Source organism: Gluconacetobacter sacchari, assembly GCF_014174255.1.
Lineage (GTDB): Bacteria > Pseudomonadota > Alphaproteobacteria > Acetobacterales > Acetobacteraceae > Gluconacetobacter > Gluconacetobacter sacchari.
Map to the genome: position 1 here is coordinate 41,296 of NZ_JABEQJ010000030.1, position 14,780 is coordinate 56,075.

Annotated in this window: 15 protein-coding genes; 10 read left to right on the top strand and 5 right to left on the bottom strand. The window is 64.9% G+C overall.

Features of this window, described 5'->3' with window-relative positions; all coding sequences use genetic code 11:
• Positions 1-5 precede the first annotated feature (5 nt).
• Positions 6-407, bottom strand: a complete 402-nt coding sequence (locus tag HLH48_RS23350; protein ID WP_246387488.1) for a hypothetical protein — start codon at positions 405-407, stop codon at positions 6-8.
• Between the two features lie 69 nt (positions 408-476).
• Positions 477-752, bottom strand: coding sequence for a cell envelope biogenesis protein OmpA (locus tag HLH48_RS18225; protein ID WP_182998906.1), 276 nt, complete (start codon positions 750-752; stop codon positions 477-479).
• Between HLH48_RS18225 and HLH48_RS18230 the strand changes: the two genes are divergently transcribed.
• The 7 genes from HLH48_RS18230 (at position 739) to HLH48_RS18260 (ending at position 7,395) form a co-directional block, all read left to right on the top strand.
• On the top strand, positions 739-960 hold the full coding sequence (locus tag HLH48_RS18230) for a hypothetical protein (RefSeq protein ID WP_182998907.1): 222 nt from the start codon (positions 739-741) through the stop codon (positions 958-960). The two genes, HLH48_RS18225 and HLH48_RS18230, sit on opposite strands and share 14 nt — an antisense overlap.
• A gap of 184 nt (positions 961-1,144) precedes the next feature.
• The gene (locus tag HLH48_RS18235; RefSeq protein ID WP_182998908.1) at positions 1,145-2,191 is read left to right on the top strand and encodes a rod shape-determining protein; all 1,047 of its coding nucleotides are present in this window, start codon (positions 1,145-1,147) and stop codon (positions 2,189-2,191) included.
• Positions 2,192-2,285: 94 nt separating this feature from the next.
• Positions 2,286-3,191: a rod shape-determining protein MreC gene (gene mreC / locus HLH48_RS18240; protein ID WP_182998920.1), complete on the top strand. Its 906-nt coding sequence runs from the start codon at positions 2,286-2,288 to the stop codon at positions 3,189-3,191.
• A 12-nt stretch (positions 3,192-3,203) separates the two neighbouring features.
• A complete protein-coding gene (locus HLH48_RS18245; RefSeq protein WP_182998909.1) occupies positions 3,204-3,767 on the top strand; it encodes a hypothetical protein in 564 nt (187 codons plus the stop codon).
• A gap of 37 nt (positions 3,768-3,804) precedes the next feature.
• The gene (gene mrdA / locus HLH48_RS18250) at positions 3,805-5,718 is read left to right on the top strand and encodes a penicillin-binding protein 2 (protein ID WP_182998910.1); all 1,914 of its coding nucleotides are present in this window, start codon (positions 3,805-3,807) and stop codon (positions 5,716-5,718) included.
• A 70-nt stretch (positions 5,719-5,788) separates the two neighbouring features.
• Complete coding sequence (gene rodA, locus HLH48_RS18255) at positions 5,789-6,940, top strand: rod shape-determining protein RodA (RefSeq protein ID WP_182998911.1); 1,152 nt, start codon at positions 5,789-5,791, stop codon at positions 6,938-6,940.
• Positions 6,937-7,395, top strand: coding sequence for a DUF3293 domain-containing protein (locus HLH48_RS18260; RefSeq protein ID WP_182998912.1), 459 nt, complete (start codon positions 6,937-6,939; stop codon positions 7,393-7,395). The genes rodA and HLH48_RS18260 overlap by 4 nt, the downstream gene beginning before the upstream one ends.
• On the opposite strand, the gene glyS is transcribed toward HLH48_RS18260, so the two are convergent.
• A complete protein-coding gene (gene glyS, locus HLH48_RS18265) occupies positions 7,376-9,436 on the bottom strand; it encodes a glycine--tRNA ligase subunit beta (RefSeq protein WP_182998913.1) in 2,061 nt (686 codons plus the stop codon). The two genes, HLH48_RS18260 and glyS, sit on opposite strands and share 20 nt — an antisense overlap.
• 3 nt (positions 9,437-9,439) lie before the next feature.
• On the bottom strand, positions 9,440-10,312 hold the full coding sequence (locus HLH48_RS18270; RefSeq protein ID WP_182998914.1) for a glycine--tRNA ligase subunit alpha: 873 nt from the start codon (positions 10,310-10,312) through the stop codon (positions 9,440-9,442).
• Between the two features lie 184 nt (positions 10,313-10,496).
• On the opposite strand from HLH48_RS18270, the gene HLH48_RS18275 reads away from it, so the two are divergent.
• The 3 genes from HLH48_RS18275 to HLH48_RS18285 all read left to right on the top strand — a co-directional run bounded on the left by HLH48_RS18275 (position 10,497) and on the right by HLH48_RS18285 (position 12,769).
• The gene (locus HLH48_RS18275; RefSeq protein ID WP_182998915.1) at positions 10,497-11,225 is read left to right on the top strand and encodes a DUF2076 domain-containing protein; all 729 of its coding nucleotides are present in this window, start codon (positions 10,497-10,499) and stop codon (positions 11,223-11,225) included.
• 314 nt (positions 11,226-11,539) lie between these two features.
• A complete protein-coding gene (locus HLH48_RS18280; RefSeq protein ID WP_182998916.1) occupies positions 11,540-11,899 on the top strand; it encodes a YidB family protein in 360 nt (119 codons plus the stop codon).
• A gap of 60 nt (positions 11,900-11,959) precedes the next feature.
• Positions 11,960-12,769 (top strand): transglutaminase-like domain-containing protein, encoded by an 810-nt coding sequence (locus HLH48_RS18285; RefSeq protein ID WP_182998917.1) that lies wholly within the window; start codon positions 11,960-11,962, stop codon positions 12,767-12,769.
• A gap of 1,156 nt (positions 12,770-13,925) precedes the next feature.
• Here the strand turns inward: HLH48_RS18285 and HLH48_RS18290 are convergent.
• Positions 13,926-14,780, bottom strand: an 855-nt coding sequence (locus HLH48_RS18290; RefSeq protein ID WP_220795192.1) for a DUF4393 domain-containing protein, incomplete at its 5' end; no start/stop codon positions are given.

A 14,780-nucleotide genomic window follows, 5' to 3' on the forward strand; every position in this document is an offset into this window, starting at 1 on the left:
CGGCGTTAGTAATCGTAATAGCCGGGAGGGGGCGGCGGAGGCGGCGGGGGCGGATAGGCCGGCTGCGCGTACGGTCCGTACTGTCCGTAGCCGGGCGCCGCGTAGCCGTTCGGCGGCGGGTAATAATAGGGACGCGGCCGCTGTCGGGGCGTGGTGGCGGCGCCGGTCGCCGCGCCGACCGCGCCGCCGGCCAGCGCACCGATCGCGGCACCCGGACCGCCGCCGGCCAGCGCGCCGATCGCGGCGCCGCCACCCGCGCCGATCAGGCCGCCGCCGATCGCGCGCTGGCCAGGATCGTACGGATTGCTGCACGCCGCCAGCGACAGCGCGAGCGCGCCCAGCGCCAGGACACCTGCCTTGCGGACGGGTCTGTGGGCCAGAGGGGGGGGAATGCGAAGAGAGGTCATGGGATTCTCGTGGTTTCAGGCCGGCACCCATTATGGGGCCGGCATGATGGGGGCGATGACGACCGCGACTCAATAACCCGAATTGTAACGGCGCGGCGGCGGATTGGGGGTGGTGGCGGCCCCGGTTGCGGCACCGACCGCGCCGCCGCCCAGCGCCCCGATCAGCGCTCCCGTGCCGCCGCCGGCCAACCCGCCGATCGCGGCCCCGCCGCCCGCGCCGATCAGCGCGCCGGTTCCGGCACGGGCGCCGGGATCGTACGGATTGCCGCAGCCCGCCAGCGCCAGAAGTCCGGCGCCGAACAGGGTCGCCCGGGTGAAGTGAGAGACAGTGATGCGGATCGTCATGATCTTCTTCCTCGTCGAAAGGGCGCGACGCGCGCCGACTGCGGGATATCGTCTTTCGATGCAGCCGGTTTCCACCCCGTTCGTGTGTCTGGCGGGGCGGCACGGTGGCGAAAACAAGGCAACCGTCTTTTGTCTGATCGTCTCCGCTGGGCGCGATGGCGCACAGACAGAGATAGGGAGCGGTTACGACTTTTTTATGCCCGGATAACGCGGATGGACCGAAAAACACGAATTAATGTGACTGGGCCTTGCCCGGGTCCTGCGGCCCCGGTAAGCCCTCGGCCTATGCCGGCTGATGGTGACGCGTCGCGACGGGCTGCCGTCCGGCAGGTCGAGCGCCGCCTGTTCCAGGCCGTGTGCCGCGCGCTGTGCTTGTTTGTCGGGAGTTCTGGATGTTTGCTCGTCTGCTGGGTCTATTATCGGCCGATATGGCCATCGACCTCGGCACGGCCAATACCCTTGTCTATGTCAAGGGACGCGGCGTAGTCCTGAACGAACCCTCGGTGGTCGCCATCGCCGATGTGCGCGGCAAGAAGCAGGTGCTCGCGGTCGGCGAGGAAGCCAAGCAGATGGTCGGGCGCACGCCGGGCAATATCACGGCGATCCGCCCGCTGCGCGACGGCGTCATCGCCGATTTCGAGGTCGCGGAGGAAATGATCAAGCATTTCATCCGCAAGGTGCATAACCGGCGGATGTTCGCCAGCCCGCTGATCATCGTCTGCGTGCCTTCCGGCTCCACCGCCGTCGAGCGCCGGGCGATCCAGGAAAGCGCCGAGAGCGCGGGCGCGCGCAAGGTGCTGCTGATCGAGGAACCGATGGCGGCGGCGATCGGTGCCGGGCTGCCGGTGACCGAGCCTTCGGGCAGCATGATCGTCGATATCGGCGGCGGCACCACGGAGGTCGCGGTGATCTCGTTGGGGGGAATCGTCTATGCCCGTTCGGCGCGTGTCGGCGGCGACAAGATGGACGAAGCCATCATTTCGTACATCAGGCGCAACCATAACCTGCTGATCGGCGAGAGTTCGGCCGAGCGCATCAAGATCGAACTGGGTTCGGCCCTGCCGCCCGACGACCCCGACGATGCGGGCGGCTGGCGCGAGGTCAAGGGGCGCGACCTGATCAACGGCGTGCCGCGCGAAGTGGTGGTGTCGCAGGCGCAGATCGCCGAAAGCCTGGCCGAGCCGGTCAGCCAGATCGTCGATGCCGTGACGACGGCGCTGGAAAACACGCCGCCCGAACTGTCGGCGGACATCGTGGACAAGGGAATCGTCCTGACCGGTGGCGGCGCGCTGCTCTATCGTCTGGACGACGTGCTGCGCCGGGCGACCGGCCTGCCGGTCACGGTCGGCGAGGACGCGCTGTCATGCGTGGCGCTGGGCACTGGACGGGCACTGGAAGAAATGAAACGTTTGAAGAATGTCCTGACCAGTATGTACTGACGGCGGGCGGAATGCGGAGGGCCGAGGCGATGGACGTCCGGCGGGATGACGGGTGTGACTGGCGCGGATATGCACGATGCCCGGCGAATCCGTCATGATTCCGCTGTCCATCCCTCTGCGGCAGGCGCTGGACCGGCTGGTTCTGCCCATTCTGATCGTCGCGGCGCTGGGGATCATCCTGCTGGGGCAGGCCAATCGCGCCCTGACCGAGCGGGTGCGCATGGGGTTGGCCGATATCCTGGCCCCGGCGTACGAGCTGGTCGCGTGGCCGCAGGAACAGGCGCGGGCATTGCTGGACCGCATGCGTGACATGGGCCGGATCGAGGCCGAAAACCAGCGTCTGCGCACCGAAAACGCCAATCTGCGGCACTGGTACGACGTGGCGGCCGCGCTGGTGGACGAAAACGCGGCCTTGAAGGCCAATCTGCACTGGATGCCCGATCCCGCGCCCTCGTTCGTCACCGGCCGGGTCGTTCGCGATACCAGCGGCCTGTATGCGCGCAGCGTGCTGGTGGCGGCCAATGTCGAGGCGGGAATCCATAAGGACGGAATCGTGCTCGACGGGTCGGGCATGGTCGGGCGGGTGACCGAGATCGGTAGCCGGTCGGTCCGTGTCCTGCTGATCACCGATGCGTCCAGCCGCATACCGGTCAGACTGGAAGTCAGTCACGGGGCCGCTATAATGGCCGGTGATAATTCGGGTAGCCCTCGCCTTATCTACTATCCTCAGGACAATCCCCCGATCGAGGGAGAACGTGTCGTCACCAATGGCGAGATCGATACAATGCCTCCGGGCCTGCCTGTCGGGCAGATCCATTATCTTCGGCCAGGCCAGCCGGTCGTTATCCCCTTCGCGTCGCTGGGGCATCTCGACATTGTCCGGGTCTTCGATTATGGCCGCTCGACTGTCGTTCCTCCCGACGCGCCGGGGCGGATTCCGCTGCGCCGGCCGACCGATTCCTTCACAGTTCCGTTTCCCTCCCCACTTGGCCGTGGATGAGAGAGTGCATGGATGACGCCCGACCAGGCCCCAGAGTTCCAGGCGGGTATCCAGCCCCGGACCAGCCTGTGGCGGCGGCTGGACATGCTGTCGCGTCGCGGCCTGCCCGCCGTGCTGACCGGGGTGGCCGTACTGCTGCTGTCCGCGCCGTTCGGCGTGCCGGGGCAGGCGGAGTTGCTGCCGGGTGTCCTGCTGTCGTCCGTCTTCTTCTGGTCGGTGTTTCGTCCGGCGTCGATGTCGTCGCCCATCGTGTTCCTGCTGGGGGTGCTGGTCGATCTGCTGGGGTTCGGACCGCCGGGGGTGATGCTGCTGGTGGTGCTGCTGGTCCATGGGGTCGCGCTACTGGGCCGCTATGGGTTCGCGCGCGTGCATGTCCTTGTGCTGTGGCTGGTGTTCAGCGGCGTGTCGCTGGGGGCGACGGTGCTGCAATGGGGACTGATCTCGGCGTTGTCCCTGCGTCTGGTAGCGATTCCCGCCTTTGCTTTCCAATGGGCGCTGGGGGTGGGCGTGTTTCCGCTCCTGTGCGTGGTCTTCACTGGTCTTGGGCGTTCGATCGCCAATCCGGATCGGGCCTGATGGCGAGGCCCGATTTCGCGCGGACCCGGATGGCACGATGATGGGACGGCGCAGGACCTTGCAACGTCTGATGTCGCGGCCCGACGCCGATACGCCGTCGCGCGGGGTCTTTACCCGGCGCGCGCTGGTGGTGCTGGGCGCCCAGATGGCGGCGTTCGGGCTGCTGGGGCATCGGCTGTACGGGTTGCAGGTGCTGGAGGGCGATCATTTCGCCCGCATGGCCGAGAATAATCGCGTCAGCCGCCGTCTGATCGCCCCGCCGCGCGGGCGGGTGGTCGACCGGTTCGGCATTGCGGTGGCGTCGAACAAGGTCAACTGGCGGGCGCTGCTGTTGCCCGAGGAGACCAGCGACATACCGGGCACGCTGGATCGTTTTTCCGCCCTGGTGCCGATCGAGGCCCGGGACCGGGCGCGCATCGAGCGCGAGGTCCGGCACAAGCGGCGCTTCATACCGGTGCTGCTGCATGATTTCCTGTCCTGGGACGACATGGCGCGGATCGAACTCAACGCGCCATCGCTGCCTGGCGTGCTGATCGATGTCGGGACCACGCGGAATTATCCGTTCGGGCCGCTGATGGCGCATGTGGTGGGCTATGTCGCGCCGCCGGGCGACAAGGACGTGGCGCAGGACCAGACGATGGCGCTGCCCGGGATGCGGGTGGGCCGCGCGGGCATCGAGCAGACGCAGGACGGATTGCTGCGCGGGCAGGTGGGCGCGGTGGAGGTCGAGGTCAACGCGGTCGGTCGCCTGATGTCCGAACTGTCGCGCGACGAGGGGCAGCCCGGCGACGAAATCACCCTGACCGTCGATTCGGGCTTGCAGCAGGCGGTGCTGGGGCGGATCGGCGACCAGTCGGCCAGCGCGGTGGTCATGGATTGCCGCAACGGCGAGGTGCTGGCCATGGTCAGCAACCCGTCCTTCGACCCTTCGCTGTTCGATAGCGGGGTCAGCCAGGCGCAATGGCAGGAATGGACGAGCGATCCGCGCACGCCCCTGATCAACAAGGCGGTGGCTGGTGTCTATCCGCCCGGCTCGACCTTCAAGCCCGCGGTGGCGATGGCGGCGCTGAAGGCGGGGACCCTGTCGCCGACCGACAGGATCTTCTGCCCCGGCTATCTTGATGTGGGCGGGACGCGCTTCCATTGCTGGTCGCGCTACGGCCACGGTTCGATCACCCTGCGGGAAGGGCTCAAATATTCCTGCGACGTGTTCTTCTACGAAGTGGCGCGGCGCACCGGCATGGATGCCATCGCCGCCGCGTCGCACAGTTTCGGGCTGGGCACCAACCTCGATATCGAGTTGCCGCATACGCGCGCGGGGCTGATCCCTACCCCCGAATGGCGGCGGGCGCACGGCCAGCACTGGAATGGCGGCGACACGATCGTCAGCGGCATCGGCCAGGGGTTCGTGCAGGTGACGCCGTTGCAGCTTGCGACCTATGTTTCGCGGATCGCCAGCGGGCGGGCAGTGCAGCCGCACCTGGTGCGATCGGTCTCCGGCCGGCTGGCCGATGGCACCGATAGCGCTCACTGGCCGGCGCTGGACATGCCGGAGCCGTTCCTGGCCCAGTTGCGGGCCGGCATGTACGCCGTGGTCAACGAGGAGCGCGGTAGCGCGCCCAAGGCGCGCCTGGATATTCCGGGCGTGCAGATGGCCGGAAAGACCGGGTCGGCCCAGGTGCGTCATGTCTCGCGCGCGTTGCGCGAAAGCGGGCATTTCGATTCGTCGGCGCTGCCGTGGGAATATCGGCCTCATGCGCTGTTCATCTGTTTCGCGCCGTATGACGCGCCGCGTTATGCGGCGGCCGTCGTGGTCGAACACGGCAACGCGGGCGCGGCGGTTGCTGCCCCGCTGGCCCGTGATATCATGACCGACACGCTGACCCGCGACCCGTCCAACCGCAAGGAGCCGCCAGGCCAGGTGGTGGCGGAAGTCGAGGACTTTCAATAGCCTTATCCCACGGGCCCCGCATCGATGGACGTTCGTGCGGTGTCGCGGGCGATGACGCGGGACCGAGAGTATGAATTTTCAGAAGCGCCTTCTGCGCGCCGAACCCAATTTTCGTATCCTGGCCAAGCTCTGGCAGGTCAACTGGCTGTATGTGCTGTTGATCTGCGCCTTGGCCATGGTGGGGTACGGCGCGCTTTATTCCGCCGCCGGCGGCTCCTCCCGTCCGTTCGCCGGGCCGCAGACCATTCGCTTCGCCATCGGGCTGGTGATGATGGTGTGTGTGGCGCTGATGAGCCCCCGGGTGCTCACGCGGCTGGCTTGGCCGCTCTATGGGCTTTCGCTGGTTCTGTTGGCTGCCGTGCTGCGCGTGGGGCATGTGGGCAAGGGGGCGGAACGATGGCTGATCGTTGGCGGCTTGCAGATCCAGCCGTCCGAACTGGCCAAGATCGCGTTGGTGCTGGTGCTGGCGACCTGGTTTCATCGCGTCAGCTACCGGCGCATGGTCAATCCGCTCTATCTGCTGCCGCCGGCCGCCATGGTGTTGCTGCCGGTGGGGCTGGTGCTGAAGGAACCCAATCTGGGCACGGCCGTCATTATCGGCGTCGTTGGGGCGACGATCTTCTTCGGCGCCGGAATGCGGCTGTGGCAGATCGCGCTGTTGCTGGTGCCGGTGCCTTTTCTGGGCAAGATCGCCTACAGCCATCTGCATGACTACCAGAAGGCGCGCATCACCACCTTCCTGAACCCCGAGAGCGACCCGCTGGGGGCGGGATACAACATCATCCAGTCGAAGATCGCGCTCGGCTCGGGCGGCATGTGGGGACAGGGCTATCTGCATGGCACGCAGGGGCAGTTGAACTTTCTGCCTGAAAAACAGACCGACTTCATCTTCACCATGATCGCCGAGGAGTGGGGCTATGTCGGCGGGATCGCGGTGATCGGGTTGCTGACGCTGATGGTGATCGGGGGCATGCTGATCGCGATGCGCAGCCGCAACCAGTTCGGGCGGCTGCTGGGGCTGGGGATCGCGACCAATTTCTTCCTGTATTGCGCGGTCAACCTGTCGATGGTGATGGGGACGATTCCGGTTGGCGGCGTGCCGTTGCCGCTGATTTCCTATGGTGGTTCGGCCATGCTGACGGTGATGTTCGGCTTCGGCCTGCTGCTGTCCGCCTGGGTGCATCGCAACGATCATTTCGGCGAGGCCGGGGACGGCGCGTGACCGGCCTGCGGCCGGTCGACGCCGCGACCGCGCGTGCCTATCGGCGTAGCCTGTATCGCGCGGGCGGGATCGCGATACGGGTCGGGCAGCGCCCGATGGCGGACGATCCCGGCGCGCCGGCCTGGTGGCGGCACGGTGACGTGGTGTTCGTCAGCGCGGCCAACCCGGGCGGCCGCCGACGGCCCGAGGGATGGAACCGGCGGCGGATGCGCGTGTTGGCTGGCCATGTGGCGGGGTGCGAACTCCATGAGGGCGAGGGCAGGCTGGGGCAGTGGTCCGAACCGCTGTTGGCCGTGCGCCTGCCATTGGCGCGCGGGCGGGTGATTGCACGGCGGTTCGGGCAGAATGCTGTTGTGCTGGTGCGGGGGGGAGGCCCGGCGCGGCTGGTGTTTCTTGCGAGCCCCGCCCAGCGGTGCGGCTGGGCGGGGGATATATTCAGCCTTCGATCTGGCTGAAATCCGCGATCAGCACCGTCATGCGCCGCAGTTCGGCCAGCAGGCGCAGCCGGTTCAGGCGGAGTTCGGCACGGTCGGCATTGACCGTGACGGCCTCGAAGAAGCGGTCCAGCGCCGGCCGCAGGCGCGCGGCCTCGCGCATTGCGTCCGTATAACGTTCATCGGCGATGGCAGCCTCGACGGCGGGAATGACGTCCAGCAGCATGTTGGCCAGCTCGCGTTCCTCGGGCTGTTCGTACAGCGTCGGGTCGGGCGTGCCCTCATGCGGGCCGTCCTTGCGGTCTTCGATCCGCAGGATGTTGGCCGCGCGCCTGGTCGCCGCCAGCAGGTTTTTCCCGTCATCGGTGGCGAGCATGGCTACGAGCGCGTCGGTGCGAGCCAGCAGCCGGGTGATGTCGCTGTCTTCATTGCCGCTGGAAATCGCGGCCAGGATGTCGTGGCGGGCGCCTTCGGCGCGTAGTTGCACGCGCAGGCGCTCGGCCACGAAGCCGGGCAGCAGCGCCAGGTCCGGCGCGTCGCGCAGGGCGGAGGGCAGGGCGTCGGCCGCCAGCACGAAGAGCCGGACCAGATCCAGCCGCAGTGCGTTCTCGCGGATGATGCGGATGGCGCCCAAGGCGGCGCGGCGCAGAGCGTAAGGGTCGCCCGATCCGCCGGGTTTTTCGCCCGCCGCGAAGAAGGCGGTCAGGCTGTCGAGCTTGTCGGCCAGGGCCACCGCGATCGAGACGGGGGCTGTCGGCACGCCGTCGGTCTGGCCGCGCGGCATGTAATGCTCGGCGATGGCGGTGGAGACGGCAGCGGGTTCGCCGTCATGCCGGGCGTAGTATGACCCCATCACGCCCTGAAGTTCGGGGAATTCGCCCACCATGCCGGTAGTCAGGTCGGCCTTGGCGAGCCGGGCTGCCCGCTCGGCCTCCGCGGCTGGAGCGCCCACCATCGGCGCCAGCAGGCCCGCCAGGCGGACGATGCGGCGCACGCGCGCACCCTGGCTGCCAAGGGTGGCGTGAAAGACGATGGCATCCAGCGCCGCGACCCGGCTGGCCAGGGGGCGGGAGCGGTCCAGGTCCCAGAAATGTCGGGCGTCGGCGAAGCGGGCACGCAGCACGCGTTCGTTGCCCGCGATGGTCAGTGCGCCACCGTCCTCGGGTTGCAGGTTGGCGACGAAGGCGAAGCGCGGCGCGGGCGAGCCGTCGTCGCGGACCAGGGCGAAATAGCGCTGGTTGACGCGCATCGACACCTGCATGACTTCGGGCGGAAGGTCCATGAAGGTGTCGTCGATCCGGCCGAGGAATGGGACGGGCCATTCGGTCAGGCCTGCGACTTCATCCACCAGGCCGGGGTCGGCGACGACGCGCAGGCCCTCTTCGGCGGCCAGGCGGGCGGTACCGTCCGCGATCAGCGCGCGGCGTTCCGCCGCATCCACCAGAACCTGCCGGGCGCGGAGACCATCGCGCCAATCGCGGGTGCCGGTCACGGGGAAGGCGGCAGGTGCGGTGAAGCGATGGCCTTCGGTCAGTCGGTCGGCGCGCAGGCCGTGGCCGTCATCCTCGCCGTCCACCAGGGCGGCATCGACGACCTCGCCATCCAGCAGGCACAGGATGCGACGCAGTGGCCGGACCCAGGTGAAGGCGCTTCCGTGACCCCAACGCATGGATTTGGGCCACGGAAAGCGGCGTAGCAGGGGTGGCAGGATTTCGGCGACGCGGGTGGCCGCGTCGACCGGCGAGATGGTGCGGTTCAGCACCCAGAAACCGTTCTCCAGCACGAGGTCGTCCTGGGTGACACCATGCTTGCGCGTAAAGCCGGCGAGCGCCTTTTCGGGCGCGCCGTCGCGCGGGCCGCGTTCGGCGATGGTCGTGCCGGGGACCGTGCCGTCCAGCGTCAGGGACAGGGCAATGCGGCGGGGGCCGGCGAAGGCGGTGGCGTCGCGCGGGTTCAGCGGGGCCAGAGCTTCCGTTACCAGCCGCAGCAGGTCGTTCGCCCCGCTTGCCTGCATGCGCGCGGGAATTTCCTCGGAGAACAGTTCGAGCAGAAGTTCGGGCATGACTTATTCCTCGCCAGCCAGCCATGCGTCGCAGCAGCGACGGGCCAGGGCCCGCACGCGGCCGATATAGGATGCGCGTTCGCTGACGCTGATCACGCCGCGCGAATCCAGCAGGTTGAACAGGTGACTGGCCTTCAGACACTGGTCGTAGGCGGGCTGGGCGATGCCGGCTTCGGCCAGGGCAGTCGCCTCGCGCTCGGCATCGATGAAATGGCGATGCAGTATTTCGGTATCGGCGAGTTCGAAATTATGGCGCGAATAATCCCGCTCGGCGCGCAGGAACACGTCGCCATAGGTCAGTCCCTGACCGTTGAAATCGAGGTCGTAGACATTTTCGACCCCCTGGACGTACATCGCCAGACGCTCCAGCCCGTAAGTCAGTTCGGTGGACGGCAGCACCGTGGGAATGCCGCCGACCTGCTGGAAATATGTGAACTGCGTCACCTCCATGCCGTCGCACCAGACTTCCCACCCCAGTCCCCACGCGCCGATCGTGGGATTTTCCCAATCGTCCTCGACGAAGCGGATGTCGTGCTCCAGCGGATCGATGCCGATGGCGCGGTAGCTGTCCAGCAGCAGCTTCTGGCTTTCCTCGGGCGTCGGCTTCAGCAGCACCTGGTACTGATAGTAATGTTGCAGCCGGTTCGGATTTTCGCCGTACCGTCCGTCGGAAGGCCGGCGACAGGGTTGGACGTATGCGGCTTTCCACGGCCGCTTGCCCAGTGCGCGCAATGTGGTGTGCGGCGAAAGCGTGCCGGCCCCGACCTCGGTATCGTATGGTTGCAGAATGGCGCAGCCCTGTGCGGACCAGAATTGATGCAGTTTCAGGATCAGGTCCTGAAAGGACAGGGGACGAGGCGCGGAGGCCGGGACCATGGACAGGGATGCTCCGGGTAAGCGATGGAAAACGCGTGCCATCCGGCACGCACAGGGGCCGCACCATACAGCCATGATGCGTGGATCGAAAGGCGGGGCATGACATGGCGGTGCGGGGTTGCGAAATCCATGCGCACACGCCACATCTAAGGCTGGCACTCTTGTCGGAGACAGGACGGAAACGATGAATAGCGAAGAACGCGACCTGATTACGAAGTTCGTCGCCCGGGTGGGGGGAGCGCCGCAGGGAGGCTTCGGCAGCGTGCCCGCCACGACGCCCAATCTGCCGCCGATCGATCCGGAGGCCGATCAGTTTATCGGCCAGATGTTCCAGCAATATCCCGAGGCGCGCTACCGTGTCACGCAGATGGCGGTGGTGCAGGAGGCGGCGCTGGTGGCGGCGCAGAATCGTATCCAGCAATTGCAGTGGCAGCTTCAGCAGGCGCAGCAGGCCATGCAGGCGCAGCAGCGCCCCGCCGGCGGCGGTGGCCTGTTCGGCGGCCTGTTCGGCGGTGGCCAGCGTGCGCAGTCCGCACCTCCTCCGGGCTGGGGCCAGCAGGCGCCTCCGCCGCCACAGCCGCAGCAGGGCTATCCGATGGGCATGCAGCCCGGCATGTTTCCGGCGCGTGGCACGGGCTTCCTGGGGTCGGCCCTGACGACCGCGGCTGGCGTCGCCGGCGGCATGATGGTTGGCAATGCCCTGACGGACCTGTTCAGCGGTCATCATGACGCGGGCGGTTTCGGCGGCGGTATGGGTGGCGAGACCGTCATCAACAACAATTACGGCGCCGCGCCCGGCGGCGATCCGTTCGGGGGGGGTGGGACGGATGTCGATCCGGGCTTCGATGCCGGCGGTGGCGGCGACGGCGGCTTCGGTGGCGATTGGGGTGGTGGCGGCGACGATAATTTCTGAACCGCTCCTGTTTCGAAAATAATGGAAAAGCGGCCGGAAACGGCCGTTTTTTTTATGTTCTGGACGATAATTGCGCTTCTTTCTCACTTTGCTGTGAGGGGGATTGATGAAAAACATGAATTAGTGTTATTCAGAAATCGGCCGCTAAGGCCATTTCCTCTGTGTCGTCTCATCCGCGGGAAACCGGGGCCGTCAGGTCCCGGTTTTTCCGTTTGGGGATCCGTTTCCGATCTCAAACATTCGGGAGGGTGGAACATTGCGGTTTTCGGGGCGTTTGCCTGTCAGGCCACAACGTTTCGAGAATGGAGAGGCTCATGTCCATCACCGACTCAGCAACGAAGCTTGGCGATTTCCTGACCGGGGCCCGTTATGACCATTCGGGCCTGGTGAGCGCGATTCATGAATATCTGGACGGCGTGAAGCGCGAATACGGGCTGAATGGCTTCGCCGAGCGCGCCGCCGCCGCGGGCTATGGCGATATCGTCGCGCGCTGGAAGGCTGACGACACCGCCGGTCCGATGACCGAGGAGATGCTGCGGGCCCTGGTCGCGCAGCCGGATCTGGACCGTTTCGCCGAACAGACCGGCCTGTCGGAGTCGGCCGTGGTCACGATCCTGGCGAGGCAATTGCCGATCGTGATCTACAAGCGGGCGCATGCGGTCGAACCGCACTGATCTTGACATGGTGAATGGGTACAGGCGGGGTGAGAGGAATAGCCAAAAGGGAAAAACGGTGTGCTGATTCGTGCCGGTTATGACATTGCCCTGACGGTTCAGGCACCTACGCCGATGGTTCTGATGCTGGAGGTCCATCCGGATCGTGAGCCGGACCTGATGACATCCCAGGTGCCGATCTTCGACCCGCCCGTCGCCACGCAGCGCTATCTCGATGGATACGGCAATCGTTGCACTCGGTTGGTGGCTCCACCGGGCACGTTGCGCACCAGCCTGTCTTTTCTCATCGCCGACAGCGGGCTGCCCGACCGGTGCATGCCCGGCGCGCGGGAAGTGCCGGTGGGGGACCTGCCGGCGGATTGCCTGCTGTTCCTGATGGGCAGCCGGTATTGCGAGACCGATCTTCTGTCCTCCGTCGCCTGGTCGCTGTTCGGCCATCTGGCGCCGGGGTGGGGGCGTGTGCAGGCGATCGTCTCGTTCGTCCACCAGCATATCCGCTTCGACTACCAATTGGCGCGGCCGACCCGCACCGCCTACCAGGCCTATCAGGAGCGGGTGGGGGTGTGCCGGGACTATGCCCATCTGGCGGTGACGTTCTGCCGCTGCATGAATATCCCTGCGCGGTATTGCACCGGCTATCTGGGGGATATCGGGATTCCGCCGGTCGATTATCCGATGGATTTCTCGGCCTGGTTCGAGGTCTGGCTGGAGGGGCAGTGGTTCACCTTCGACGCACGTCACGACACGCCGCGGATCGGACGGATCGTGATGGCGCGGGGACGCGATGCGGTGGATGTCGCGCTGACGACGACCTTCGGCCCCGCTGTGCTGTCCAACTTTTTCGTGGCGACCGACGAGGAGATCGGCTGAAAAGCCGTTCCTGGTTCGTCTCGCGCCCCATTTGGGAAATATTGGTGAGCCGGGAGGGACTCGAACCCTCGACCATTCGATTACGTACCACTTCGGCTTTCGCCGCCCCGAGGGTTCGTGGTCTGGACTTTATCTTCACCATAGGCCGAAGCCGTTAGGTGGACCTTGTCAAGTCTCTACACCTTCCATCTTGCGATGGCTTGGCTCGGTATTGGCACGACCCAGAGGTCAGAGCGTTCACCGAGTTTAAGGTCTGTTCCACAGCCCGTTTCCCGACCGCGCTCCCATTGAAAGTCGAATGCTCTACCGACTGAGCTACCGGCTCTCACCAATGCGGCCTCTCTTATAGGGCTTGATCTGAAAGGGCAAGCCCATAGATGGCGTGCCGTGGCCCCCCTATATATATATAAGGTACCGCTGCGCGCTTAGAGGTCCAACGTCAGCCGCTTCCATTCATGGCAGAGCAAGACGGATAGGGGCCTGACGCGGTGCCTGCGACACCTCAAGGCATCTCGGACCTCAGCCATGGTCTTCGTGCCATCAAGCGAATCGAGCCTGACGATTCGCGTCTCATGGCATCTCTGACAGTGAGCCTTTAGCTGCCAGTCCTTATAGGTCGCGACTCGACTCGCCAGGACAAACTGGCGTTCCTCTTCTTTCTTACGTTGTGACACCGCATGGCCCACGATGAGAACATATCATGAACACACGAACTGCGCCAGAACGAGAAACGGCCTGGGGAATTCCCCAGGCCGTTTCCGGTACGTCATGATAGATAATGGTCGGTGTGCCGCATGATGCAAATGGTCACGCGGGCGATCACAACCGCCCTCTGCAAAATCAGGATCAGGCGCGCCTTCTTCACCGGATCTATCGCCGAACCATCAATAGCCCGCCGAAGAACGGATTCGAAGACCGAGAGCAAAAATGGGATGTGTTGTAAATTTGTTATAGTATTACAGAGGACCCGGGGGTCACCCGCCCTTCAAACTTGTATTCATCCAAGCCTCCCATCATAACGCTTGGCGTTCGCACCGTTCGCGAACAAGGCCCAGACGCCCTTTCCAGTTGGTGCGCGCTTCCGCGACGTTCAAGGGCTCAACGAAAACTTTCTCGTGCCACTGGAGGTTGGATTCCAAGGTTGGAAGGCTCGGGATCAGTCGGCGGCCTTAGCAGGCGGAGATACCGCTCGCGCTATCTGGTAGCCCTTAGTTGTTAAACGATATGATTTCCGGAGCCAGCTATTCGTAGCATCCTCTATGTCTTCTCCGTATTCCACACATCCTCTGTCCATGAGAGATTCAGCGGATAGCTTAATGTCTGCTCGTTCGTAGTGACGAGACGTATGATGTTCGACGGACTGCCCAATATCATCGAGATCTATTGGAACAGAAATCATGGCTTCATCAGATTGGTGTTCGTACAATGTGCTCATAACTAGAGCATCTATAGAATTGAACTTGCGAATAAGATCAAACCATTCAGTTCTGATTCTTCTATCTTGCCCTGCCATGACTCTAGCGATCAAAGCTGCCCATAGCTTTTGAAGCTCTTCGCGATCCTCTTCCATAGCAGGCTCAAGGACTTCCTTGGCGAGTGTCGCAGACAGATCATCAACGCGCTTCTGCCCCTTTATCATCTCTTCTGCCAACTCGAACTCGTGTCGAAGATTCTTGAGGCGATTGCACCGGATCAAAGGATCCGTCCAGAAGCCTTTGACCGTCTCATAAAGGGCCTGCTGAAGTCCTGGCACTGCGTGAACAATCGCGCCAACGGCCTTGGCCGAATGTTCAATGGCTTCGGGGTCTAAAGTGGTGAGATCGCTCATGGTATCCTCCCCCATGAGATTGGCTTGGATTCCACGGTTGGAAAAGCCCCGGCCTTCGCAGACCAGGGCTATCCCGGAAATCTCACACGGGAAGGTGCATCGGGCTCTGAAATCGGCGAAAGTTCTTGTTGGAAAAGCAAAATCCGCGAGCGAGGCCAGAGACCCGATGCAGACAGAGTGTAG